General features: G+C 69.7%; 22 protein-coding genes and 4 pseudogenes. 12 read left to right on the top strand and 14 right to left on the bottom strand.

Annotation, left to right across the window (positions count from 1 at the left end):
• Window positions 1–9 precede the first annotated feature (9 nt).
• The 3 genes from ABZ370_RS18290 to ABZ370_RS18300 are packed head-to-tail and all read left to right on the top strand — an operon-like array spanning window position 10 to window position 1951.
• Complete coding sequence (locus ABZ370_RS18290; protein WP_358621641.1) at window positions 10–672, top strand: 4-carboxy-4-hydroxy-2-oxoadipate aldolase/oxaloacetate decarboxylase; 663 nt, start codon at window positions 10–12, stop codon at window positions 670–672.
• Entirely contained in the window at window positions 672–1328 is a 657-nt protein-coding gene (locus tag ABZ370_RS18295; protein ID WP_358621644.1) for an RraA family protein, read from the top strand. Before ABZ370_RS18290 ends, ABZ370_RS18295 begins: the two co-directional genes overlap by 1 nt.
• Entirely contained in the window at window positions 1325–1951 is a 627-nt protein-coding gene (locus tag ABZ370_RS18300) for an RraA family protein (protein ID WP_358621646.1), read from the top strand. Before ABZ370_RS18295 ends, ABZ370_RS18300 begins: the two co-directional genes overlap by 4 nt.
• 486 nt (window positions 1952–2437) lie before the next feature.
• Here ABZ370_RS18300 and ABZ370_RS18305 read toward each other — a convergent pair.
• Together ABZ370_RS18305 and ABZ370_RS18310 are read right to left on the bottom strand one after the other, a co-directional pair.
• A pseudogene (locus ABZ370_RS18305) lies at window positions 2438–2644 on the bottom strand (aminotransferase class I/II-fold pyridoxal phosphate-dependent enzyme); the annotation flags it as partial.
• Between the two features lie 384 nt (window positions 2645–3028).
• A complete protein-coding gene (locus ABZ370_RS18310) occupies window positions 3029–3433 on the bottom strand; it encodes a pyridoxal-phosphate dependent enzyme (RefSeq protein ID WP_358621649.1) in 405 nt (134 codons plus the stop codon).
• Here ABZ370_RS18310 and ABZ370_RS18315 point away from each other — a divergent pair.
• The gene (locus tag ABZ370_RS18315; protein ID WP_358621651.1) at window positions 3426–3878 is read left to right on the top strand and encodes a class I SAM-dependent methyltransferase; all 453 of its coding nucleotides are present in this window, start codon (window positions 3426–3428) and stop codon (window positions 3876–3878) included. The two genes, ABZ370_RS18310 and ABZ370_RS18315, sit on opposite strands and share 8 nt — an antisense overlap.
• A 330-nt stretch (window positions 3879–4208) precedes the next feature.
• Here the strand turns inward: ABZ370_RS18315 and ABZ370_RS18320 are convergent, their stop codons facing one another.
• Entirely contained in the window at window positions 4209–5117 is a 909-nt protein-coding gene (locus ABZ370_RS18320; protein WP_358621653.1) for a LysR family transcriptional regulator, read from the bottom strand.
• Window positions 5118–5356: 239 nt separating this feature from the next.
• Here ABZ370_RS18320 and ABZ370_RS18325 point away from each other — a divergent pair, with 239 nt between their 5' ends.
• Entirely contained in the window at window positions 5357–6106 is a 750-nt protein-coding gene (locus tag ABZ370_RS18325) for an SDR family oxidoreductase (RefSeq protein WP_358621656.1), read from the top strand.
• A gap of 264 nt (window positions 6107–6370) precedes the next feature.
• On the opposite strand, the pseudogene ABZ370_RS18330 reads toward ABZ370_RS18325, so the two are convergent.
• A pseudogene (locus ABZ370_RS18330) lies at window positions 6371–6564 on the bottom strand (helix-turn-helix domain-containing protein); the annotation flags it as partial.
• A 295-nt stretch (window positions 6565–6859) separates the two neighbouring features.
• On the opposite strand from ABZ370_RS18330, the gene ABZ370_RS18335 reads away from it, so the two are divergent.
• From ABZ370_RS18335 to ABZ370_RS18345, 3 genes and pseudogenes are all read left to right on the top strand, one after another.
• Window positions 6860–7987, top strand: a complete 1128-nt coding sequence (locus tag ABZ370_RS18335) for an NADH:flavin oxidoreductase (protein WP_358621659.1) — start codon at window positions 6860–6862, stop codon at window positions 7985–7987.
• A 202-nt stretch (window positions 7988–8189) separates the two neighbouring features.
• Window positions 8190–8540: a helix-turn-helix domain-containing protein gene (locus ABZ370_RS18340; RefSeq protein ID WP_358621662.1), complete on the top strand. Its 351-nt coding sequence runs from the start codon at window positions 8190–8192 to the stop codon at window positions 8538–8540.
• A gap of 215 nt (window positions 8541–8755) precedes the next feature.
• Window positions 8756–9521: pseudogene (locus tag ABZ370_RS18345) on the top strand (transposase family protein).
• A gap of 357 nt (window positions 9522–9878) precedes the next feature.
• Here ABZ370_RS18345 and ABZ370_RS18350 read toward each other — a convergent pair.
• Complete coding sequence (locus ABZ370_RS18350; protein WP_358621664.1) at window positions 9879–10898, bottom strand: NAD-dependent epimerase/dehydratase family protein; 1020 nt, start codon at window positions 10896–10898, stop codon at window positions 9879–9881.
• A 79-nt stretch (window positions 10899–10977) separates the two neighbouring features.
• Here ABZ370_RS18350 and ABZ370_RS18355 point away from each other — a divergent pair, with 79 nt between their 5' ends.
• A complete protein-coding gene (locus ABZ370_RS18355; RefSeq protein ID WP_358621666.1) occupies window positions 10978–11622 on the top strand; it encodes a TetR/AcrR family transcriptional regulator in 645 nt (214 codons plus the stop codon).
• Between the two features lie 238 nt (window positions 11623–11860).
• Here ABZ370_RS18355 and ABZ370_RS18360 read toward each other — a convergent pair whose 3' ends face one another.
• From ABZ370_RS18360 to ABZ370_RS18370, 3 genes are all read right to left on the bottom strand, one after another.
• On the bottom strand, window positions 11861–11992 hold the full coding sequence (locus ABZ370_RS18360) for a hypothetical protein (protein WP_358621669.1): 132 nt from the start codon (window positions 11990–11992) through the stop codon (window positions 11861–11863).
• 297 nt (window positions 11993–12289) lie between these two features.
• A complete protein-coding gene (locus ABZ370_RS18365) occupies window positions 12290–12493 on the bottom strand; it encodes a hypothetical protein (RefSeq protein ID WP_358621671.1) in 204 nt (67 codons plus the stop codon).
• Window positions 12494–12507: 14 nt separating this feature from the next.
• A complete protein-coding gene (locus ABZ370_RS18370; RefSeq protein WP_358621673.1) occupies window positions 12508–12795 on the bottom strand; it encodes a hypothetical protein in 288 nt (95 codons plus the stop codon).
• 475 nt (window positions 12796–13270) lie between these two features.
• Between ABZ370_RS18370 and ABZ370_RS18375 the strand changes: the two are divergent.
• Both ABZ370_RS18375 and ABZ370_RS18380 read left to right on the top strand, forming a co-directional pair.
• Window positions 13271–13953 (top strand): annotated as a pseudogene (locus ABZ370_RS18375) (response regulator transcription factor).
• Window positions 13950–15071, top strand: a complete 1122-nt coding sequence (locus ABZ370_RS18380; protein ID WP_358621674.1) for a histidine kinase — start codon at window positions 13950–13952, stop codon at window positions 15069–15071. Before ABZ370_RS18375 ends, ABZ370_RS18380 begins: the two are co-directional and overlap by 4 nt.
• 232 nt (window positions 15072–15303) lie before the next feature.
• On the opposite strand, the gene ABZ370_RS18385 is transcribed toward ABZ370_RS18380, so the two are convergent.
• Both ABZ370_RS18385 and rpmF read right to left on the bottom strand, forming a co-directional pair.
• A complete protein-coding gene (locus ABZ370_RS18385; RefSeq protein WP_358621676.1) occupies window positions 15304–16524 on the bottom strand; it encodes a GTP-binding protein in 1221 nt (406 codons plus the stop codon).
• A 7-nt stretch (window positions 16525–16531) separates the two neighbouring features.
• Window positions 16532–16702 (bottom strand): 50S ribosomal protein L32, encoded by a 171-nt coding sequence (rpmF, locus tag ABZ370_RS18390; RefSeq protein WP_358621678.1) that lies wholly within the window; start codon window positions 16700–16702, stop codon window positions 16532–16534.
• Window positions 16703–16898: 196 nt separating this feature from the next.
• Between rpmF and ABZ370_RS18395 the strand changes: the two genes are divergently transcribed.
• A complete protein-coding gene (locus ABZ370_RS18395; RefSeq protein ID WP_358621680.1) occupies window positions 16899–17315 on the top strand; it encodes a hypothetical protein in 417 nt (138 codons plus the stop codon).
• On the opposite strand, the gene ABZ370_RS18400 is transcribed toward ABZ370_RS18395, so the two are convergent.
• The 4 genes from ABZ370_RS18400 to ABZ370_RS18415 all read right to left on the bottom strand — a co-directional run bounded on the left by ABZ370_RS18400 (window position 17287) and on the right by ABZ370_RS18415 (window position 22298).
• Window positions 17287–18006, bottom strand: coding sequence for a dipeptide/oligopeptide/nickel ABC transporter ATP-binding protein (locus tag ABZ370_RS18400; protein ID WP_358621683.1), 720 nt, complete (start codon window positions 18004–18006; stop codon window positions 17287–17289). The two genes, ABZ370_RS18395 and ABZ370_RS18400, sit on opposite strands and share 29 nt — an antisense overlap.
• Window positions 18003–19013, bottom strand: a complete 1011-nt coding sequence (locus ABZ370_RS18405) for an ABC transporter ATP-binding protein (RefSeq protein ID WP_358621685.1) — start codon at window positions 19011–19013, stop codon at window positions 18003–18005. Before ABZ370_RS18405 ends, ABZ370_RS18400 begins: the two co-directional genes overlap by 4 nt.
• Before the next feature lie 61 nt (window positions 19014–19074).
• Window positions 19075–20811 carry an ABC transporter permease subunit gene (locus tag ABZ370_RS18410; protein ID WP_358621687.1) on the bottom strand — a complete coding sequence of 579 codons (1737 nt, stop codon included), beginning with the start codon at window positions 20809–20811 and terminating at the stop codon, window positions 19075–19077.
• Window positions 20808–22298 (bottom strand): ABC transporter substrate-binding protein, encoded by a 1491-nt coding sequence (locus tag ABZ370_RS18415; protein ID WP_358621689.1) that lies wholly within the window; start codon window positions 22296–22298, stop codon window positions 20808–20810. Before ABZ370_RS18415 ends, ABZ370_RS18410 begins: the two co-directional genes overlap by 4 nt.
• Window positions 22299–22316: the final 18 nt, after the last annotated feature.

Consider the following 22316-nt stretch of genomic DNA (forward strand, 5'->3'; position numbering starts at 1 on the left):
CTGAGGGACATGACAGTTGGAACTTCCTTGTTGGCCCAGTTCGCGGCGTTGGACAGCGCGACCGTGTCCGATGCCCTCGAAGCCTGCGGTCTCCCGCCCGGACAGGGCGGGCTGCGACCGATGTGGGGCACGCCCAGGGTGACGGGGTTCGCACGGACCGTCGAGCTCGAACCCCTGACCGGGGGGCAGGGCGGCGCCCATATCCTGACCGGCGCGATTGCCGAGGCTGGCCCCCAGGACGTCGTTGTGGTCGCCAACGGCGGCCGCACGGACGTGTCGTCGTGGGGCGGCATCATCAGCGTCGGCGCCTCGGTGCGCGGCATCCGCGGCGTCGTCACGGACGGCGCTTGCCGGGACGTGGCGCAGGCGCGCGAACTCGGCTTTCCGGTGTTTGCCCGCGCCCAGGTGCCGGTGACCGCGCGCGGCCGCCTGCGGCAGAAGTCGTCCGGTGAGCCCATCCGGCTCGGAGAGGTGACCGCGCGGCAGGGAGATGTGCTGCTCGCGGACGAGGGGGGTGTCGTGGTCGTGCCCCGCGAGCGGGCTACCGAGGTACTGGAGGCCGCCCAGCGGCTCGCCGACCGGGAGGCGGCCATCGAGGCCGAGGTGCGGACCGGAGTGCCGCTGCCACAGGCGATGCGAGACGCCCGCCTGGCAGGAACGGAAGCAAAGTGATGAGTGACTTCGTCGTGCGCCTGCGCGCGCTGCCCACCGCCGCGATCTCCGACGCCCTCGACCGAACCGGGATCGAGGGCGCGTTGCACGGCCTCTCCCCCCTGTCCAACGACTTCCGCGCGGTGGGCCCGGCCTTTACCGTCCGCTACGCGCCCGTCGACGAGTCCAGCGACGGCACGGTAGGCGACTTCCTCGACGACGTCCCGCCCGGATCGGTCATCGTCATCGACAACGACGGCCGCACCGATGTCACAGTCTGGGGCGGCATCATGACCGAGGTCGCCGCCCACCGCGGTATCGCCGGTACTGTGATCAACGGCGTCTGCCGCGACGTGTCGGCGTCGCTGACGCAGACTTACCCGCTTTTCAGCCGCGGGCGTTTCATGCGCACCGGCAAGGACCGAGTGCGCCTGATGGCCCTCGGCGAGCCTGTGACCGTCTCCGGCGTCGAGGTCCGCCCCGGCACTCTGATCTGCGCTGACGCCGACGGCGTGGTCGCCGTCCCCGCCACCGAGGCGGAGAGGGTCACCGACACCGCTGAGCGCATTGAGCGCGTCGAGGCCGATATCGTCGCCGCCGTGCGCGAGGGCAGCCCCCTGCGTGCGGCCCGGGAAGGGTTCGGCTACCACAGCCTTCAGACCAGGAGCCAGGCATGACGGACGCGGCACGCGGACACAGCACCGCCACCCTCTACGAGGCGTCCTCCTCGGCCGCCCGCCCCTGCGATTCGGCCCTGCGCGCCGCCTGGCCGGGGGCACGTCTGGCCGGTCCGGCGTTCACCGTGCAGGGCATCGGCGGAGACAACCTCGCCCTGCACCGCGCGGTGGCGACTGCCCCTCCAGGCAGCGTCCTGGTGGTCGATCTCCAAGGCGCCCGGCACGGCCACTGGGGTGAGATCCTCGCCGTCGCCGCCCAGCAGCGCGGCATCCTCGGGCTGGTAGTGGACGGCGGCGTACGCGATACGGCCGAGCAGGCGGAGCTGGACTTCCCCGTCTTCGCCCGCCACGTCACCGTGGTCGGCACCGGCAAGGAACACCCCGGCCAGTTCGACGTCCCCGTCCGCGTGGCCGATGTGGTCGTACACCCCGGAGACCTCATCGTTGGCGACGCGGACGGCGTGGTGGTCGTGCCGGTCGAGGCGGTGGCGAAGACCCTCGGCCAGTCCGATGACCGGGTCGCCGCCGAGCAGCGCGCGCTCGAAGCCATCCGCGGCGGTGTGACGACGCTCGAGTACTACACCTTGCCCAGCGGCTCCGAGACGTCCGGGCCACGCACCTGAGGAGACCCGTCTGCTGTTACCGGGCGCTGGGCCCTGTACCTCGCGCCCCGTTTCGGCTTCGGCCGTGACCCCCGGGGTGCACCGACATGCAAACAGCCCCGGCCGCCAAAGGATGGGGCGGGCGGGGCTGTTCCGCCCGGCCTGCGGCGCATATGAACCGGGGCGGAGTCGAGGACCTGCTAGGGGCGCGCCGCGGAGGCCCGCTCGTCGAGCGCGTCCAGGGGGCTGTGAAAGACGGGCGGATGTGCAGCCGGCTGCTGGGCCGAACTCGCCGCCGGAGCGTACGGCGATGCCGTCCTGCAGGAACGGCCGGGCCACTTCCGTTGAGGGCAGGTCAACGTTGTAGTGGGTGAACGCGCAGAAGGCGCCCACGGGTTCGTGCGGCGCAGCACGTCCGTGACGACCAGTCGCTTCGCGTCGACATGACGGATCGCGGCAATGACGTCGGACGGTTGGGTCGCGTAGCCGATGCCGGCCGGTCATCGCATACGTCTTGGAGAGTGTGGTGCAGTGGATCAGCCGCTCCGGCAGTGAGTCGATACCGGGCGAGGAGCCGAACTCCGCGCCGACGCAGACGAGTTCGACGTACACCTCGTTGACGAGGACGAGCACGTCGGTCCCGACGAGGACTTCGCCGAGCTGTGACAGCCGCCTGGTCGGCAGCACCGTGCCAGCGGGTTGAACGGGTTGCAAAGCACGACCATGGGTGCGCCGGGCAACGCTGCCGCTGCGGACAGCGCTTCGAACTCCAGGTGATGGACGGCGGTGGGGACGAGGACCGGATTACCTCCCGCCAGAGGCGGCGTCGGGATAGAGCGAGTAGGCGGGCTCGGGATCGCCACAAGGTCGCCCGGTTTCACGACGGCCAGGACCGTTGCCGTTCTGACCGCCGACCCGCCGTGGCTGATCAGGACCTCACGCTCGGAGTAGGGCTCGGAGGGAGAGGCTGCTCGCCTGCTCGGCGATGACCTCGCGCGGCTCGGGATCGCCATAGCGCGTGTGCCGTCCCCCCCCCGCGTGTCGGCGACCGGCTCTCCGGCGTAAGGAACTGGCGCCCGGCGAAAGCGGGATGCCGCCTCAGTCCGCCAGGGCCCGGCGGTAGACCGCCGGATCGACGTTGCCGCCCGACGCCACGAGCGCCACAGTCCTGCCCCCTACGTCGAGCTTCCCTGCCAGCAGCGCCGCCAGGGACGCGGCGGCGCCCGGCTCGACCACGATCTTGAGGAGGCGGTGGGCATCGGCCACCGCGGCCAGGGCTTCCTCGTCGGTGACCGTCAGGCCGGTCACGTCGTGGCCGCTGAGGACGGCCAGAGGGCGTGCGCCGGCCACCGGGCCGGAGATCGCGTCCATGACGCCGCCCGGCGGGCGCGGGTTGGCGCACGCGCGGCCGGTCGCGAGGGACCGGGCCATCTTGTCGAAGCCGACCGGCTCGACGATGTGGTTGGCCAGGTCCTCGAACTCATGGCCGAGGGCTGTGATCACGCCGACCACGGTCCTCGATGCGGGTTGCGGTACCGGCCGGGTGGCTATCGAGCTGGCCCGTCACGGGATCGACGTGGCGGGTGTGGACACCGATGAGTCGATGCTCGCCACCGCTCGGCAGTTGGCCCCGAAGATCCGCTGGTATCTGCAGGATCTGATCAACCTTGACCTGGGGTTGTCATTTGATGTCGTGGTGCTGGCGGGCAATGTCCCTCTGTTCACCCCACCGGGAACGGAACCGGCCCTGGTGGCTGGGGCGGCGGCTCATGTGCGTCCGGCCGGGCGTCTCGTCGCGGGTTTCGCCCTGGACCGCGGTTACACCCTGGACGATTACGACGCGCACTGCCGTGCGGTGGGACTCACCATGGAAGCCCGGTACGCGACGTGGGCTCGCGACCCTTACAGCGACGGGAAGTATGCCGTTTCCGTGCATAGCAAGCCCTAATGCCCTGTGCCGTTCGGAAACTCGTCGTTCCTGGCCAGGTGGCGTATCTGTATTCGTTGATCACGCCGCCGAGTATTCGGGTGCGTGGAACCCGGTGAGCGGACGGGGCGACCATGGACGTCGAGTGCTCCTGGAGGAGGGGAGGGAGCTGTCCGCGAGCAGGGTGTGCGCGATGCCTGGCGGTCCCGCCAGTACGTCGAGCTCAGCACGCTGCTCGAATAGCACGAGGTGATGAGCGGCCAGGAGACGCTGACCTCGTGGCTGCGGAGGCATCCCGAGGACCTCCGGCTGCTGATGCGGAACGCCCTGTGCAACGTGGAAAGTGAACGCTCAATCAGTTGCGGGCTGACAGAGGAGGCCTGTACCGCACCAGTTCTGCTGGTTGAGATGGTCGAGCATGGCCGTCTCTGCCGGACCCGGATTGCGCCGCACGCCGACGAGGACGGGCTCGGTCAGGGAGGGCAGTACCGGGCAGGCCAGTTCTTCGAAGCCTTCGGGGATGGCCGAGGCCGGGACCACAGTGACGCCCAAGCCCTGCGCCACGAGCCGCACCGCAGTGGAGATCTGTGACGCTCGGGCCACGGTGTGCGGGCTGAGGCCCGCGTTGGCGAGCAGGTGGGCGAGGTAGTCGTCGAGCAGGCTGGCGCGCCGGAACCGGATCCACCCCTCTGACGCCAGGTCTTCCAGACGCAGGGCGGCGCCGTCCGAGAGAAGCGGGTGCCCCTTCGGCAGGACGGCGACGTAGGCTTCCTCGCCCAGAGGGTGAATGTCGAAGGTGCACCCGGCGGGGATGTGGTGCACGAGGACCATGTCGAGGGTTCCCTGGCGGACCAGTCGTTCCATGTCCGCGGGATCGGGCTCCTCGTGGAGAGTCACCTGCAGCTTCGGGTGGCGATTGCGCAGTTGCCCCAATACCTGGGGCAGCTGGCGTGCTCCCAGGCCCATGTGGACAGCCATGATGAGTTCGCCTGCCAGTTCCCCGTTGGCGGCGCGGGCGGCCGTGATGGCACGCCGGGATGCGGTCGTCGCGATCTTCGCCTCCGCGAGGAAAGCCCGCCCAGCCACCGTCACCGTCACCCCGCTCGGGGTGCGGGTGAACAGCTGCACCCCGAGGTGCTTCTCCAAGGTGCCGATCTGCTGCGACAGAGAGGGCTGAGTGACCCGCAGACGTTCTGCCGCCGCTGTCATGGAGCCCTCGTCGGCGACGGCCAGGGCATATTCGTACTGGCGCAGGTTCATTCGCATCCACCTTCGACATGACATAGGAGATGTCAATGCAGAGTATACGTTGCCACTATTTGCCTCTATGCCGGGCCGGTCCTACCGTGGTGCACGCCCAGCGCAGCCACCAGGACCGGAAAGCTGCGGGACGGCAGCCGCGTCCTGCAGGCACGCAAGTCCTGCGACGCCAGCTGTCAAAAGCAGGATGAGGCAAAGCAATGTGTCCGGTGCTCACAGTCTCGGCTCAAGGAGAAAGCATGCGTCTCGCGAACAAGGTAGCCCTCGTCACTGGCGGGAGCGCGGGCCTTGGTCTGGCGATTGCCCAGAGATTCGGAAGTGAAGGCGCCCACGTCTACATCACGGGGCGGCGGAAGGAGGCGCTCGAAGCCGCGAAGGCTTCCATTGAGGGGCATGTCACGGCGGTCACCGCGGACGCCACAGTGTCGGGTGACCTCGACAATGTGGTCGAGGCTATCCGTCAGGAGAGCGGGCACCTCGATGTGATCGTCGCGAACGCTGGAAGCATTGAGCGGTTGAACTTCGGGGATGTGACCGAGGAACACTTCGACCGCACATTCGACCTCAATGCCCGCGGCACACTGTTCACCGTCCAGAAGGCGCTGCCGATTCTACGAACGGGCGGCTCGATCGTTTTGCTGGGCTCGATCACGGCATTCAAGGGGCAACCCGGGGCAGGGGTTTACAGCGCGGCGAAGGCCGCCGTGCGCTCCTACGCGCGCACGTGGGCGGCAGAGTTCGGCGACCGGGGTCTTCGGGTCAACGTGCTGAGTCCGGGGCCGATCGACACACTCATCATCGACGGACAGGCCGAGTACTTCGGTCAAGATCCAGTAGCTCTCCGAGCCCATATGAGTACCCTTGTCCCGATGGGCCGCCTCGGGCTTTCCGAGGAGATCGCCAATGGTGCGCTGTTTCTCGCCTCGGACGAGAGCAGTTTCATGACAGGTGCAGAACTCTGCATCGACGGCGGTATGGCTCAGGTATAGCCCACTTCGGTCGGAGCAGAACTGGTCATGAGCTTTTCCTGCGTTTTTGGCGCGGGATCACTCCGCTCATTCGTATCGTTCGTAGCATCGGTGAGTTCGAGAACTCCGGGTACGGCAGTTAGCTTGTCGCCGTTCGATGGCTGAAAACTTGGCTGCTCGGGAACTGCTGACGGTCAGTCGCGTTGAACCTCGGGGGAGGTCGACTGACCGCTCCTGCGGGAACTTCGACGGGTGATCTGCCTGGCAATAAGGGTGATCGCGGCCCATGTGGACGTAACCCCAGTCGCAGAGGGGGCGCAACGCCTCGGCGAGGCTGACCCCGAAGGGTGTCAAGGAGTACTCCACGTGCGGGGGCACCTCCCGAAAGTCCTTGCGCGCACGACTAGGTACTTCCACCGGCCGCCAACCACCGATAGTGCTGCGTCGAGCCCACAGCAGTACTGGCGATCGGTTCTCATCGTGGCTCCTGTTTTACGAAGACACCCACGCTGGAGGCACTTACAAAAAAGTAGGTACTTGCCCGTGGAAAGGCACGGCATGTTCCCTCGGTTCTGGCGTAGGCAATCGGCCTGGCCGTCAAGCCCCGTCCCGGGTTCGGGAGCACGAGCCTCGGCGTCGGGGAGGCAGACCAAACCAACCGAATGCGCGAAAGGCACATCGATCATGCCCGACACGTCCAGCACCACCGACATCTCCGCCGCCTCCGAGAGCCGGCCCTCCGCGGAACGTCGTCCTACTTCGAGGAGCATTCACGTGCCTGCCAGCAGCGCTGCCGCCGACCGCGCGGCTCAGACCCTGTCCCGCCCGTTCACCCTGCGCGGGCTCACCGTCCCGAACCGGATCGTCATGGCGCCGATGACGCGCGACTTCTCGCCGGGCGGCGTCCCCGGTGCCGATGTGGCGCGGTACTACGCACGCCGGGCGGCCGGCGGGGTCGGGCTGATCGTCACCGAGGGAACGTACATCCGTCACGACTCGGCGGGGGACAGCGTCCGGGCGCCGCTATTCCACGGCGAGGACGTGCTGACAGGCTGGAAGAACGTGGTGGCGGAGGTGCACCGCGCGGGCGGCCGCATCATGGCGCAGATCTGCCACGTCGGGGTGCAGCGCCCCGAGGGCGCGGGCCCGGTCCCCGACGCCCCGACGGTCAGCCCGTCGGGCATCGGGCTGGACGGCGCCCCGGCCGGTAAGGCCATGACCCAGGACGACCTGGACGCGGTGATCGCGGCCTTCGCCGAGGCCGCCGCCGCGGCCGAGCGCACCGGCTTCGACGGCGTCGAACTGCACGGCGCCCATGGCCTTCTGATCGACGAGTTCCTGTGGGAGCGCACCAACCGCCGCACCGACGGCTACGGCGGCGACCCGGTCGCCCGTACCCGCTTCGCCGCCGAGATCGTGGCCGCCTGCCGGAAGGCCGTCTCCGCCGACTTCCCGATCGTCTTCCGCACCTCGCAGTGGAAGCTGAACAACTACGACGCGCGGCTGGCCACCACCCCGCAGGAGCTGGAGGCGGTCCTCGCCCCGCTCGCGGAGGCCGGGGTGGACGCCTTCCACTCCTCCACCCGCCGGTACTGGGTGCCGGAGTTCGAGGACTCGGACCTGAATCTCGCGGGCTGGACGAAGAAGCTCACCGGCAAGGCCACCATCAGCGTCGGCTCCGTCGGCCTGGACAAGGAGTTCGAACCGGGGTTCCACAGCGGGAGCCGGACCGGGGTGGCGGGCATCGAGAACCTGCTGGACCGGCTGGAGCGGGACGAGTTCGACCTGATCGCGGTCGGCCGGGCCCTGATCGCCGACCCGGAGTGGGCTCGCAAGGTCCTCACCGCGGACACGGAGGCGCTGATCCCGTTCACCGTCGACCAGGTCGCCACCCTGCGCTGACGTCGGGTCCCGGCATCCGCCCTCACCGATTCAGCTCAGGCACGAGTCCATGCACCGAAGCGGATTTATGTACGGATGAGTCCTCGACTGCGGTCCGGTGGCTCACTCTGATCATCGGCCAACAACAAGTCCCCTCCCGCCAGCAAGTACCTACTTTGGGGTAAGTGCCTCCAGGTGGTGGCGGACGGAAGGGTATGTCCAGATGACTGAGCGTGGGTTCTACTGCGGATTGGACGCCGCACTGTCCGTCGTCGGGGGCAGGTGGAAGTTTCTGGTGCTGTGGCAGCTCGCCGTGCACGGTCCCCAGCGGTTCGGCCAGCTGCGCCGCCTTGTCGACGGCGTTACCGAGAAAGTGCTGATCGGTGCGCTCAAAGACCTTGAGGCAGACTGCATTGTCCTCCGCAAGGACTTCCAGGAGCTTCCCCCTCACGTCGAATACTCCCTGACACCGTTCGGCTCGAGTCTGGCTGAAGCGCTGCGCCCGCTGTGCGAATGGGGATACGCCCACATGGATCGGACAGGGGCGTTGGCGAGCCAACCCGTCAGATCCTGATGGATGACGATGCTGAGAGGCAATGCCGTTGTCTTTGCCGTGGGCGTAGCCTGCTTGGCAGTGGATCCCGGGGGTGGTTCGGGTGGCTGCGAGTGAGCCGTTTCCAACTTGGCAGAGCAGAAGGTCAGTTGGCATAGAGGTGGCGTTGAGGAAATAGTGAAGCTCCTGGTAGACGGGTTGTCGACCAAGATCAACCTGTCCGCCCGGAGCATCATGTGCTTGTCTACCCATCGGGGATCGATCTGTCCAGTGCAACTCTGCGGTACCTGTCCGGTCTGTTGGCCGCCCCGGCGCCGGGAGCGTGGGACGCGGTGGCGCCGGCTCGGTACGGACCGGCAGGCGCTGCTGGTCCTGGCCCATTTGCGGTGCGGTCACACCTACACCCAGCTCGCCGCCGGGTTCGGCGTCGGGATTGCCACCGTCTACCGGTACATCGGCGAGGCAGTCGAGGTCCTGGCGGCCCTCGCCCCCGACCTCACCACAGCGATCCGGACTGCCGCCCGCAAGGCGTTCGTGATCCTGGACGGCACGCCGCTCCCGATCGACCGGATCGCCGCCGACCGCCCCTTCTACTCGGGTAAACACAAGAAACACGGGATGAACGTGCAGGTCATCGCCGATCCTTTTAGCCGACTGCTGTGGGCCTCGCCCGCCCTGCCCGGCGCAGTCCACGACATCAAGGCGGCCCGCGCCCACGGCATCATCGGCGCCTTGGCGGACGCCGAGGTGCGCTGCTGGGCCGACAAGGGGTACCAGGGGACCGGCGGCACGGTTCGCGTCCCCTACCGGGGCCGCTGGGACAAGCTCTCCGAGGGCCAGCAGGCGGTCAACGTTTCCCATGCCAAGATCCGCGCCTTGGGCGAGCAAGCGATGGCCACCCTCAAGTCCTGGCGGCTGCTGCGCAAGCTCCGCTGCAGTACAACCCGCATCACCAACCTGGTCAAGGCCGTCATCACGCTGCACCTGGCGACGTCAGGCTGAGGTCGGAAAAGGCTCATCCTGCGACGACTCCGTGTGCTGCTGGGTGATGTCCCCACCTGGGCGGCGATGTGACGTGTCGTCGACGTCTCGATCGTCATTTTGCGTCACTACCGGCCTCAGAGCTCTGCGCACGCCGTGGTCACGTCCAGGTCGTGGCCGGCCTCAAGGCCGGGCCGGCGTTTACCGCATCCAGCGAATCGAGGAGTGCGGCTATCGGGCCGTGTGGGCCCGGCTGACTGCCGCCCTGCACTTTCGCTCGAGAGGGGAGTTTTCCAGTTCCCGAAGGCGTCCTGCGGTTGGTGCGAGGTCGTCACCCGGCCTGGGCGCTCTGCACATGTCGTGGTTTCCAGGACGGCCTCAGACGAGTCCGCGCTCGGCGAGGCTGCGGCCGGTTTCCTCGATCGTGTCGGGGATCGAGTGGAGCGGGCGGGCCAGGAGCGCCTCGGCGGGGTCGTGGTCGAAGCGCTGCGTCGAGCCGATGAGCCATCGGTTGTCGCGCAGCTGAGGTTCGAACACGCTCGCGACCCAGGTGAGCCATGTCGGCATCGCCCGTGTGGGGATCTTCCGGCTCGCCTCGGGAAGCCTCTCGCGGAGTACCGCGGCGACGTCGATGAGCGAGGACGGGTCGGTCGCGACGATCGTGCGATGTGCGCCCGCCGTTTCGGAGGTCATGGCCTCGATGTGCGCGTCGGCGACGTCTCGCACGTGTACCCACGGGAGTCGCAGGTCTGGGACCATCGGCAGCGCGCCGGCCATGATCTGCTGGATCGCCGAGACCGAGGTTCCTGGGTCGTCGGAGAGGAGGGGCCCGATGACCGCGCCCGGGTTGATGACGGCGAGCCGGTCGCGCACGCCGCGTCGGTCGGCGATGTCCCACGCCGCGCGCTCGGCCCGGACCTTCGAAACTACGTAGGCACCGAGGCCGCGGCGGTCGAGTGGGGTCCAGTCGGATGCAGTGAAGAGGTGATCTCTGCGTGCCGGGGCGTACTGCACCGCCGCGAGAGACGAGGTGACGACCACGCGCTCCACGCCTGCATCGAGCGCCGCGTCGATGGCCCGCGTCGTGCCCTGTACGGCGGGGCGGATCAAGTCCTCCGGGTTGTTCGGCTTCGTCGTGACGAAGGGGGAAGCGACGTGCAGTACGAACCGGCAGCCCGCGGTCGCTGCTGCCCATCCCTCGTCCGACAGCAGATCGAGCTGCAGGGTCTCCAACAACGTGTCGTCTGCGCCTGCCTCTGCCATCGCAGCGCGCACCTCGGCGGCGCGGGCCGGTGACCGCACCGACCCGCGGACCGCGTATCCGCGACGCAGAAGCTCTGCCGCTGTGTGACCGCCGATGAACCCCGAGACACCCGTGACAAGGACCGTGTCTGTCATACCTGCCCCAGTGATCGCCTTATCTTGACAGTGAGTAGTTTACGGAGGGTCTGCTCACTGTCAAGATAAGGACTTGATGATGTCCGAAGAGCCGAGGGCCGGCGATCGTTACCACCACGGCAATCTGCGCGCGGCGCTACTCGACAGCGCGCTAGAAGTGCTGTCCGAGAGCGGTGTCGCCGGGTTCAGCATGCGCGAGGCCGCACGGCGGGCGGGAGTGTCGCAGTCCGCCCCCAAGCACCACTTCGGCGACGCGCGCGGGCTACTCGGCGCGCTCGCCACGCGCGCCTACCGCCAGCTCTGCGACCGGCTGGAGGCGGTGGAGGTCGTCGGGCGCGATGTGCGGGAGCGGGTCGCGGCGCTCTCGGCCGAATATGTTGCGTTCGCCCGGGACAACCGCGCGCTGTTCGACCTCATGTGGCGCATGACCCAGTTCGACTTCAACGATCCAGACCTGGCCGAGCAGAAGCACCGGGCGCTCCGCGCCCTGGACCGTGGCCTGCGCGGCCAGGATGCGCAACTTCCGGACAGGGCGGACCCCGCGCTGGTGCCGAGCTACGCAGTGTGGTCACTCGTGCACGGCTATACAAGCCTCGCACTGGAGGGCGCGATCGACGAAGACACCTCAGATCCGTTGACGAGCGACTTGCTCCCCGCGATGCTGCGGCTCCTCGATGTGTCCCCGACCGACCGTGACCCGTCGACCGTCGCGGCTAAGCCTTGATCCACCCGACAACCGCCGGTCCATGCGTCGGACATGAAGGCGCGGATGCCCTGTGAACTGGGGTGATGGGACTTCCCGCACTTCCATGTCCATAGAGTGAGAGAACACCCGTGGGATGCGACTCTCCCATGCCGCTTCGGCGGTGTCACCCGTGCAGGGGACCCATTTGAGAACGAGGGTGTGCCCTGCCGGATCCACGACCTCGTAGGCGCACCCACAGATCAACCCCACCCGCGTCTCAGGCTGGCGGTCCGAACACCAGCGGGCCGAGGACGAACTCGACGATCCCCGCACCCTGGCCCTGTCCGACTGGGACGCCCTGTCCGCGCTCGCGGATGCTCTGGTCCAGCGCTCCTACGAGCACAGCCAAGAGCCGGAAGAGGGGACAGGCCGGTCGGTGCGGATTGCCCTCCAGCAGCCGCGAGCGAAGGGAGACGGCCGCGTCGGACGACCACGATCGCTCCCCCTCCCCGGGATGGAAGGCCCGCCCCAACGCGGGCAGGACCGGAAGCGGCGTTCGGACTCCACGCGAACCGGGTCGGCCGCCATGCAGACGGTCGGCACATAGTCGACGGCATCACCCTCCCTCTGGGGCCCCGGTGAAACGCTGTGCCTGCTCGGCCCAACAGGTCGGGCGAGCGTTCCTGGGAGGGCACTTGGCCGTCGGCTATGTGAGGTGACGAGCTACTTTGGTGGCGCCGTTGAGGAGATACTCCAGCGGCCCCCGCCGGAAGAATCGGGACCAGACGACGGCCAGCACTGTCACAGAGGCGAAGAAGCCGAGCAGCACCCGCAGCGGGGAGCCGGGGAGTTCCTCGATGCCCAGCATCCGGATGCCCACGACGTGGAAGACGTACGCGGTCAACGACATCGTGCCGACCGCGATCACCGGGGCGACGCACTTCCGGACGCGCGGGAACCGGTCGACTGCGGTGAGGCCGCCCACAGCCACGCCGGGGTGTCTCCGGTCGGATAACCGGCGGCGTCGGACCACCAGGCCGACATGACCGCCCCGGGTTCCCACGCGGAGTGCGCGAGCGCGGATCGGACCCCCGGCACCAGGTGCAGGGCCAGCCAGGAGCCACCGTAGCCGACAGCGGCGAGCGCGCCTCCCGCGATGGCCAGCCGGATGCGTACCGCCGTGGAGGCGAGGTCGAGGCGGGCCACTGCCATGCCCGCGATGACGAACGGGACCCAGGCCAGCGCCAGCCCGCCAGGAAGGCGAACAGGGCGGAGGCTCGGCCGTGCGCGAGTTCCATGGCGAAGCCGGTGGCACCGCCGACGGACGGGTCGGGGCCGACGTGCGCCGCGTACATTCCGAACACCGCGAGGCCGCGTGCGAGGTCCACGCCGATCAGACGGTGTACGGGCGTGGGAGCGGGGGCGGTGGGGGCTCGACGGAGGGAGCCGTCCGCTGTTCTGGGGAAGTGTTCTGGGTCATGAAGCCGAGGCTGGTCGGCGGGCGTTTCCGGCTGTATCCGGCGAAGGTCGGGAGCAGCTCCGCCGTTCGTCGTGACCGCCCCCGCCGAGTGGCTGGAGCCACCCCGCCGGCCATCGGGTTCATCGCTGTTCGGCCCGGTGTGGCGCTGTGCGTCCGTAGTCTTGGCCCGGGAGTGGCTACGGTGGCGGGCAGTGGGACGGAGCGGCTGTGATCCGGGTACAGGTGGTGGACGACGAGGCCCTGATCCGGTCCGGTTTCCAGTTCATCCTCAACGCGGCGGGCGACATCGACGTGGTCGCCACGTCAGGCGGCGCGGAGGCCCTGGACACCGCGCTCCGGGTGCGCCCCGATGTCGTCCTGCTGGACATCCGGATGCCGGACGTCGACGGCCTCACCGTGCTGCGCGGCATCCGGGCGATGTCGGAGCCCCCGGTGGTGGCCATGCTGACCACTTTCGACTCCGACGAATACATCCTGACCGCGCTCCGTGGCGGAGCGGCCGGGTTCATCCTCAAGGACACCGAGCCCGAGCAACTGGCCCAGCTGGTACGGACGCTCGCCGCGGGTGGGGTGGTGCTCTCCCCGAAGGCGTCCAGCGCCATACTCCACGCCCACCAGGACGCAGACGCCGACACGGACGCCGATGATGCCGAGGTGCGGCGCGTGGAGCTGCTCACGGGCCGGGAACGGGAGGTCCTCGTGCTGATCGCGGAGGGGTGTCGAACACCGACATCGGCGCGCGAATCCATCTCAGCCCGGGCACGGTGAAGGACTACGTCAGCGCGATCCTTGCCAAGTTGCGGGTGAGTAGCCGGGTGCGGGCGGCGCTGCTTGCCCAGCAGGCCGGGCTGCTGCGCGGCGGATCGTCCGGGGCCGGGGGTGTCCGATGAGGTGGCGCCGGATACCCGCTCCCCTGCTGGACGCGCTGCTCGTCGGTGTCGCGGCGGTCGATGTTTGGCTCACTTCCGACGATGAGTCCTGGTCGGTGATGGTGTGGTCGGCCGTGGGATGTCTCGCGCTCGCTTTCCGGCGCCGGTTTCCCCTGTCGGTGTTCGTGGCGGCGTTGCCGTCCGCGGTGTTCCTGGCGGTCATGGTCGCCCCTTTGGCGGCTCTCTACACCCTCGCCGCGCGGGTCCGCGACCGTCGGCTGCTGGTGGTGTGCGCCATGCTGTCCGCCGCCGCCTCGGCCATGCCGTGGCCGCTGTCCGACTACGCGTCGGACGGCCGAACGTGGACGCTGGTCCACTTCGTCTATCTCCTCGCCCCGGCCGCCGCTCCCGTCCTTCTGGGACAGCTGGTGCAGGCCCGGCACGATCTGTCGCTGCGGCTCGCGGAGGTCGAGGAGGCCCGTGAGCACGAGCGCCGGATGCACGCCCAGAACGTGCTGGCGCGCGAACGCGCCCAGCTCGCGAGGGAGATGCACGACGTCGTGTCCCACCAGGTCACCCTGATCGCGGTGCGGGCCGGGGCGCTTCAGGTGGGCACCACCGACCCGGACACCAAGGACGCCGCCCGCACCATCCGCGAACTCAGCGTGACCACCCTGGACGAGTTGCGCCACATGGTCACCCTGCTCCGCGCCTCCGGCATCCGGGCCGGCGAACTCACCCCGCAGCCGACCCTCGCCGACCTCCAACGGCTGATCGGCACGAGCGGGATCGAAGCCCGACTGGAGGGTGAACTGCCCTCCGCCATCGCCGCACCGGTGCAGCGCGCCATCTACCGCACCGTCCAGGAAGCGCTCACCAACGTCCGCAAACACGCTCCCGGCGCCACCGCCACCGTACGGCTGTGGCACGACGACGGCGCACTGGGCGTGACCATCACCAACACCCCGCCGACCCGCCCCATCCTGCGCCTCCCCAGCGCACACCACGGATTGATCGGCCTGCGCGAGCGGGCCGAGAACCTCAAGGGCAACTTCGCCTCGGGGCCGACCGTCGACGGGGGCTACAACGTCCGGATGCGTGTACCGACCGAGACGGGAAGCGACGCCATCGGACGATGATGCCTGCTGGCCCTACGGTCCGAAGGACCGACAGTGTGGAGGTCCGCGGAATCACTTCCGGCGGTACGCATTGAACCAACCGCTTCCATTGTCGGCCGCCGTGCTGGGGATCACGCGACCACCCTGCGACCATATCCCTCCGCTTACCGCTCTGACCTGTGGTGATCCCTTGTCGTGGCGACAAGTGCGGGACAGGAATATGGAATAGCGTGCCAAGCAGTGCGAATCCGCTTCAGCGCTGAGGTAGGGGTTCGGGCTCGTGCAGGGCATGCTCGTGGTCACATGTCTCGTCGAGGCCGTAGGTCTCCCAAGCGGGGAAGGGGTCGTCCCAGGCCGACCAGCCCCGGGCGCCCAGTGCGTGCTCATCGTCGGTGAGCAGGCATGCGGACAGGGCGTGGTGCAGGGCGGCGGGGTGCAGGTCGGTGCCGATGAAGACGAGTTCCTGGCCGCGCTCGGCGGCTTCGCCGGCCTCGCTGTGGCCGTCCCATGCTCCGGAGGGCTCGAACCGGGCGACGGCGCCTGCCTGTGACCACAGTCCGGTCACCCGCGGGCGGGTGGCCAGCCAGAAGAAGCCCTTGGAGCGCAGGACGCCGCCGTAGGTCCTGGTGTCCAGGTCCGTGGCGACGAAGTCCCATAGCCGGGCGGGATGAAAGGGCCGGGTGGCACGGAAGACGCTGCTGGAGATGCCGTACTCCTCGGTCTCCGGCACATGGTCGCCGTTGAGTTCCCTCACCCAGCCGGGGGCCTGCTGGGCGCGTTCGAGGTCGAAGCGGCCGGTGCCGAGCACGTCCGTGGGGGCGACCCGGCCGTGGGTGGCGGGTACGAGTCGGGCGGCCGGGTTGAGCCGGGTCAGTGCTGCCGCCAGCCGTTCGGCCGTGTCGGGGGTGACCAGGTCGAGCTTGTTGAGGACGATGACATCGGCGAACTCGACCTGGTCCATGAGGAGATCGCTGACGGTGCGCTCGTCGTCCTCGTACTGGTCAAGCCCCCGCGCGACCAGCTCGTCGCCGTCGGCTAGCTCCGGGAGGAAGTTCGCGGCGTCGACGACCGTGACCATGGTGTCGAGCCGTGCGACCTCGTCCAGCGTGGCGCCGTCGTCGCGGGGGAAGGCGAAAGTGGCGGCGACGGGCATGGGCTCGGAGATGCCGCTGGACTCGATGAGGAGATAGTCGAACCGTCCTTCCCCGGCGAGCCGGTCCACCTCCTCCAGCAGGTCGTCGCGCAGGGTGCAGCAGATGCAGCCGTTCGTCATCTCGACGAGGCGCTCTTCGGTGCGCGAGAGAGCCGCGTCGCCGTCGCGGACGAGCGCGGCGTCGATGTTCACCTCGCTCATGTCGTTGACGATGACGGCGACCCGCAGCCCGTCGCGGTTGTTGAGGAGGTGATTGAGGAGGGTGGTCTTGCCCGATCCCAGGAAACCCGACAAGACCGTCACCGGAAGCTGGTCGGCCATGGCGCGGTCAGCCCTCGGGGCGCAGCAGACCACGCCGGTAGGCGGGGACGAGCCGCCGTGGCACCTGGTGTTCGCGACCGTCGATGGTGATGGCCACCAGGTCCGGCGCGCTTGCCTTCCACTGCGCGCGGCGGTGGCGGGTGTTGCTCCGGGACATCTTCCGCTTGGGCACGGCCATGATGTATGGGTCCTTTTCTGCTCGGCGTTGTCCCTGTAACCATACATGAAAATGGATTCCGTTTTCATGTAGCGTGCTGGTTGCTGTGAGGCCGTCGCTCAGGAGGAAAAGTGCCGTTGGTGATGTTGCGGGTGCGCAGGAGCGCTTATGCGCTCGTCACCGCCATCGGACGGGGGCCGGAGTGAGGGGCCGCGGCTTGCTGGGCGTGGTGTCCGGCAACACCCCGGAATCCCCGGGCCGCGTCCTGGACCTGCTGCGGCTCGCCTCGCCCGACGCGCTGGTGCGCGCGCGGGCCGCCGCATCCCCGCATGTGGTGCTCGCGCTCCCCGACAACGTCGACGCCGGGTCGTTTCTGGCCGAGCTGTGGCGGACCCCGCTGGGCAGGACCCCGCTGTCCGACCACTACGACCTCGCACCCCTCGCCGCCGGCATCGACCACGGCGCCGCCTCGCCCCAGCGCCGGGCCGTGAACTGGCCCTCGGCGCCGACCACTGAGCCTGCTTGCCCGATCCGCTGCTCGGCGCCACGGCACAGGACCCTGAGGGTTGAACCGTGGGAGGGGAACCCGGCCCATGACACGGCGGCTACGCAGGACCGCTGTCGAGTGCGGTAAGGCTCAGCTCGCGGGCAGGTCGGGTATCGACGATCCGACCCTGCCGCATGACGGCGACACGGTGTGCGAAGTGGCGTACGAGCGTGAGGTCATGGCAGATGAACAGGTACGCCAGACCTCGGTCCTCCTGGAGGGCGGTGAGCAGGTTCAGCACGCCCGCGCGCACCGACGGGTCGAGTGCCGACACCGGTTCGTCCAGCACCAGCAACCGGGGCTCACCGGCCAGCGCCCGCGCGATTCCGACGCGCTGGCATTGCCCGCCGGACAGTTCGTGCGGCAGGTGGTCGCCCAGCGCGGTGTCGAGGCCGACTGTCTCCATCAGCTTCTCGACCTGGCCGGTTGCCAGTGGCCTCCGTTGTGCGCGCAGGGGTTCGGCGATCGCGTCGCGGACTGGCAGCCGGGGGCTGAGCGAGCCGTAGGGGTCCTGGAAGACCGGCTGGAACCGGGGCCGCAGCGGGCGCAGTTCGCGCTCCCGCAGGCTGGTGAGCTCCTGCCCATCGAAGCGTACGCTCCCGCCGTCCGGGCGGCGCAGGGCGAGTGTGGCCAGGGCGGTGGAGGATTTTCCGCAGCCCGATGGGCCGATCAGGGCGAGTGTTTCCCCCGGGTGGACCTCGAAGGAGACCTTGTCGACGGCGGTGTGGCGGCCGTAGCGGACGACAAGGTCCGTCACCTTCAGCAGCGGGTCGCTCATGCTGTCGCCTTCCGTGAGAAGAGTCCGGTCGCCGGCACGGGAAGGTCCGTCGAGTGGTGGCAGGCGGCCAGCTGTCCCGGCTCCCCGGCGGCGGCCAGCGCGGGCTCCTGGTCCTCGCAGTCCTGCCGGGCCAGCGGGCAGCGCGGTGCGAAGGCGCAGCCCCGTGGGAGGTGCGTCGGCGACGGAGGCGCACCGGCGATCGACGGCAGCCACCGGTCCGCCGCGTCCACCTCGGCGGGTGGCAGTGAGGCGATCAGGCCCGCGGTGTACGGCGCTCGGGGGGCGCGGAACACCGGCTCCACCGGGCCCGATTCCACGGCCCGCCCCGCGTACATGACCACAACCCGGTCCGCGTGCCGCGCGACGATCCGCAGGTCATGTGTGATCAGCACCAGTGCCGCGCCGGTCGCTTCGCGGGCGGTTGCCAGGGCCTCCAGTACCTGGGCCTCGACTGCCGGGTCCAGCGCGGTCGTCGGCTCGTCGGCGATGACCAGTTCCGGCTCGTTCACCATCGCCATGGCGATCACCGCTCGTTGTCGCATACCGCCGGAGAACTCGTGCGGATACGCCCGCGCCCGTCGCGCGGCGTCCGCGATGCCCACGCGGTCCAGGGCTGCCACGGCGCGGGCCCGGGCCTCCTGGCGGGAGGTCTTCGCGACGGACCGCACGGCCGCGGTGATCTGGTCGCCGACCGTGTGGACCGGGCTGAGCACGGTCAGCGCGTCCTGCGGCACGAACGCCATCCGGCGGCCCCACACGCCCGCGTACGACGCTCCCCTCAGCTCGCGCCCGCGCAGCCGTACGCTGCCGGTGACGCCGGCCCCGTGCGGTGGCATCCCGAGGACCGCCCGCGCGGTCAGGGACTTCCCCGCTCCCGACTCCCCGACGAGCGCGACGACTTCGCCTTGGCGCACTCCGAACGACAACCCCCGCACGGCGGGTATGGCGTGACCCCCGCCTCTCAGGGTCACGTGAAGATCGCGCACTGCGAGGAGCGGTTCGGGCATGGGCGGTCACCTTCGGTGCGGAGGGTGCGGATCGGACATGTATGCGGGGCGGGCGGAGACCTCACGGGCCGGTGTCGCGGCGCGTGCGCAGGCCCGCGGTCGACAGGGAGACCGCCAGCCCGGCCAGCAGGGCGAGTGCGAGTGCCGGCGCGAGGGCGGCCCAGGGGGCCCGCTCGACGTACAGCCGTGATTCGTCGAGCATGAGGCCCCATTCGGGAGCGGGGGGCTGGGCGCCGAGCCCCAGGAAACCGAGCGAGGCCAGAGCCAGCGCGATTCCGGGAAGCCGCAGTACCGCGTGGCGGGCGACTGGACCGGCGACCGCGGGAAGTATGTGCCGGGTGAGAATCCACAACGGCCTTGCCCCGATGGCCCGTTGCGCCGCCAGATACGCCGCCGCGCGCGTCTCCACCACCAGCGCCGCCGCATGCGCGGCCAGCGGGGGCCAGGAGACGAGGGCGACCGCAAGCGATGCTCCCGCCGTGCCGGGGCCGAGGACGGCGGCGACGAGGATGCCGACGACGACCGGGGGCAGGGCGTTGGCGATATCGGCGGTGCCGGCCGAGACGTTCGGCAGGAAGCCGAAGGCCAGGGCGAAGAGATAAGAGACCACGCACACGGCGATGGCCACGCCGACCGTAGCGGCGGCGCCGTGTCCCAGCCGGGCCAGGACGTCGCGGCCCAGTGCGTCCGTGCCGAGCGGGTGGGCGAAGGACGGCACGGCCAGGCGCCCATCGGTGTCCAGACGGTACGGATCACCGAGCAGTCCCCAGCCGATGGCGGCCGTCAGGACGGCCGCGAGCAGCACTGGCACCGCCCGGCGCAGCCGTGTCGGCTTGGGCACGACGGGCGCGGGCAGGGCCAGCGCAGCGTCCTTCAGCCCCGGCCCGAGCAGTCGGCCGCGTACGAGATGTGCCACCGCGCCGGTAGCCAGCCCGAGCGCGAGCAGGGCGAGCACAGCGCCTTGCAGCAGCGGCACGTCCTGGGACTTGGCGGCGCCAAGGGCAGTGCGCCCGAGGCCCGGCACGGCGAAGACGGTCTCCACGGCGACGGCGCCCCCCGTGAGACCGACCGCCACCAGGCCGAGCTGCGGCACCAGCGCGGGCATGGCCCGCCGCAGCGCCGCGCAGGCGATCCGGCCTCCGGTGATCCCCGAGGCCCGCCACAGTCCTGCCCACCGCTCACCGAAGGCGGCGGGCAGCGCGTCGTCGATGAGCCTGCCGACGATGCCTCCCGCCGGGACGCCCATGGCGAGGGCGGGCAGCACCATGTTCACGGGCCCCTGCCACCCGGAGGTCGGCAGCCAGCCCCACCACACCCCGAGCACGATCAACAGCACCGTCGCCAGCAGGAATTCGGGCACGGCTGCCAGCATCGCGGCCACCGCGCCACCACCTCCGCGCACCGTGCCCCGCGCGCCCCGCACCAGCGCCGGAGCACACACCGCGGCGGCGACCAGCAGCGCCACCATCAGCGACGCGCCCATCAGCGAGAGGGAGACGCCGAGCCCGGAGAGTACGGACGGCAGGACGTCGGTGCCGGAGACCCAGGATGCCCCGAAGTCCCCGCGCACCAGCCCGCCTGTCCAGTCGCCGAGCAGCGCCAGGGGCCCGGCGTCCAGTCCGAGATCCCGCCGCACGGCCGCCAGCGCCTCGCGCGTCGGCTCCTGCTCGGCGGACCGGGCGCGCAGCACGGTGAGGGCCGGGTCCCGGCCGGACAGCCACGGCAGCAGTCCGACGGCGGCGGTGACGGCGGCCAGGGCTCCTGCCCGGGTCAGGCCGGCCCGTAGGGCGGCGCTCACTTGACGTACGTCTCGTGGGTGACGAGTTCACGCTCGCGCGGGTCCTTGGCGGAGCCCACGACGTCGGTGGCGTCCCCCTGGATGACCCGCTCGTGCAGCATGGGGATCGCGGCGCCGGTGTGGAGAATCGCGGTCTCGGCCTTCAGGATCGCCGCACGCCGGGCATCGCCGGACGCGGTGGCCTCGGCCTTCCGTACCGCCCCGTCGACCGCTTGGTCGTTGAGCTGGGAGATGTTGAAGGAGCCGTCACCGGCGAAGTCGCTGTGCAGGTATGCGGCCGGGTCACCGGAGTCCAGCACGGTCGCCCGGGAGAGGATGAAGGCGTCGAACTTTCCCTTGAGCGCGTCGGATTCGATGTTGGCGTACTCGCGCACCTCCAGCTTCACCTTGAAGCCCGCGTCCCGCAGCTGCTGCTGCAGCACGGTGGCGACCTCGGGCAGCTCGGCGCGATCGGTGAAGGTTCCGATGGTGATGGACCGGCCACCCGGGTCACCGGCCCTGGCCGTCTTGGTACGGCCGTCCCGCCCCTTGGCCGCCCAGGGCAGCGCCGGACCCAGCAGCCCCCGCGCGACATCGGCGCGGCCCTCGTAGACGCCCTTGACCAGCGCCTTGGCGTCAATGGCCCGGCGTGCGGCGGCGCGTAGCGCCGGGTCGGCGAAGGGGCCGTGCTCGGTGTTGAGATAAAGGGTGTTGGTCCGGGGCATGGGGACTTCGCTGATCTGGTTCTCGTCCAGCAGCGCCGCCTGGGAGACGGGTACGGCCTCGACGATGTCGGCATCGCCGCTGCGCAGGGCGGCGGCGCGGGCGGCTCCGTCGGGCACGAAGGTGACGTCGATGCCGGCGGCCTTGGCCTTGCCGCCCCAGTAGTCCGCGTTGCGGTCGAGGGTGGCCGAGGTGGTGCCGTTCACCTTCTTCAGGACGAAGGCGCCGGTGCCGGCGCCGACCGGGCTGACGGTCTTCCCCCGGTACGCCTTGGCGGCGAGGATCGACAGCTGCGGGGAGGACAGCCGCTGTGGGACGAGCGGGTCCGCCTCGGCGGTGGTGACGGTGACGGTGCTGCCACCGCTCGCCTTCACCTTCATGTCGACCCCGTCCAGGATGCGCGGCTTGGGCGCGGCCCGGGTGGCGGCGTTCAGGGACCGTACGACGGCTTGGGCGGTGAGCGCTGACCCGTCGTGGAATTCCACTCCTTGGCGGATGGTGAAGGTCCACGTCTTATCGCCGGTTCGCCGCCACTTCGTGGCGAGGGCCGGCCGCGCGTCGCCGTCCTTGTCGAGGTTGACCAGGGTCTCGGCCGTGCTCCAGCGCGACAGCTTGAAGGCGTCGTCGCTGAGCGGGGACAGGGCGGACCGCGGCGGCTGCATCATCGCGACGCGGATGCGCTTGCCCTCGGATGCGGATCGTGTGCCGGAGGAGAAACAGCCGGTGAGCAGAAGCGAGGACGCCACGGATATCGCGGCGATGGGCAGGGTCTTGGGCAGGTTCACAGGAGTCTTCCTGAGGGC

The sequence above is a fragment of the Streptomyces sp. NPDC005962 genome (assembly GCF_040629205.1).
GTDB lineage: Bacteria > Actinomycetota > Actinomycetes > Streptomycetales > Streptomycetaceae > Streptomyces.

Excerpts from the sequence above, each read along its gene's own strand:
- ABZ370_RS18290 (WP_358621641.1), top strand. The coding sequence starts at position 10 with ATGACAGTTGGAACTTCCTTGTTGGCCCAGTTCGCGGCGTTGGACAGC.
- ABZ370_RS18295 (WP_358621644.1), top strand. The coding sequence starts at position 672 with ATGAGTGACTTCGTCGTGCGCCTGCGCGCGCTGCCCACCGCCGCGATC.
- ABZ370_RS18300 (WP_358621646.1), top strand. The coding sequence starts at position 1,325 with ATGACGGACGCGGCACGCGGACACAGCACCGCCACCCTCTACGAGGCG.
- ABZ370_RS18320 (WP_358621653.1), bottom strand. The coding sequence starts at position 5,117 with ATGAACCTGCGCCAGTACGAATATGCCCTGGCCGTCGCCGACGAGGGC.
- ABZ370_RS18325 (WP_358621656.1), top strand. The coding sequence starts at position 5,357 with ATGCGTCTCGCGAACAAGGTAGCCCTCGTCACTGGCGGGAGCGCGGGC.
- ABZ370_RS18340 (WP_358621662.1), top strand. The coding sequence starts at position 8,190 with ATGACTGAGCGTGGGTTCTACTGCGGATTGGACGCCGCACTGTCCGTC.
- ABZ370_RS18350 (WP_358621664.1), bottom strand. The coding sequence starts at position 10,898 with ATGACAGACACGGTCCTTGTCACGGGTGTCTCGGGGTTCATCGGCGGT.
- ABZ370_RS18355 (WP_358621666.1), top strand. The coding sequence starts at position 10,978 with ATGTCCGAAGAGCCGAGGGCCGGCGATCGTTACCACCACGGCAATCTG.
- ABZ370_RS18365 (WP_358621671.1), bottom strand. The coding sequence starts at position 12,493 with ATGTCGTTGACCGCGTACGTCTTCCACGTCGTGGGCATCCGGATGCTG.
- ABZ370_RS18370 (WP_358621673.1), bottom strand. The coding sequence starts at position 12,795 with ATGGCAGTGGCCCGCCTCGACCTCGCCTCCACGGCGGTACGCATCCGG.
- ABZ370_RS18380 (WP_358621674.1), top strand. The coding sequence starts at position 13,950 with ATGAGGTGGCGCCGGATACCCGCTCCCCTGCTGGACGCGCTGCTCGTC.
- ABZ370_RS18385 (WP_358621676.1), bottom strand. The coding sequence starts at position 16,524 with ATGGCCGACCAGCTTCCGGTGACGGTCTTGTCGGGTTTCCTGGGATCG.
- rpmF (WP_358621678.1), bottom strand. The coding sequence starts at position 16,702 with ATGGCCGTGCCCAAGCGGAAGATGTCCCGGAGCAACACCCGCCACCGC.
- ABZ370_RS18400 (WP_358621683.1), bottom strand. The coding sequence starts at position 18,006 with ATGAGCGACCCGCTGCTGAAGGTGACGGACCTTGTCGTCCGCTACGGC.
- ABZ370_RS18405 (WP_358621685.1), bottom strand. The coding sequence starts at position 19,013 with ATGCCCGAACCGCTCCTCGCAGTGCGCGATCTTCACGTGACCCTGAGA.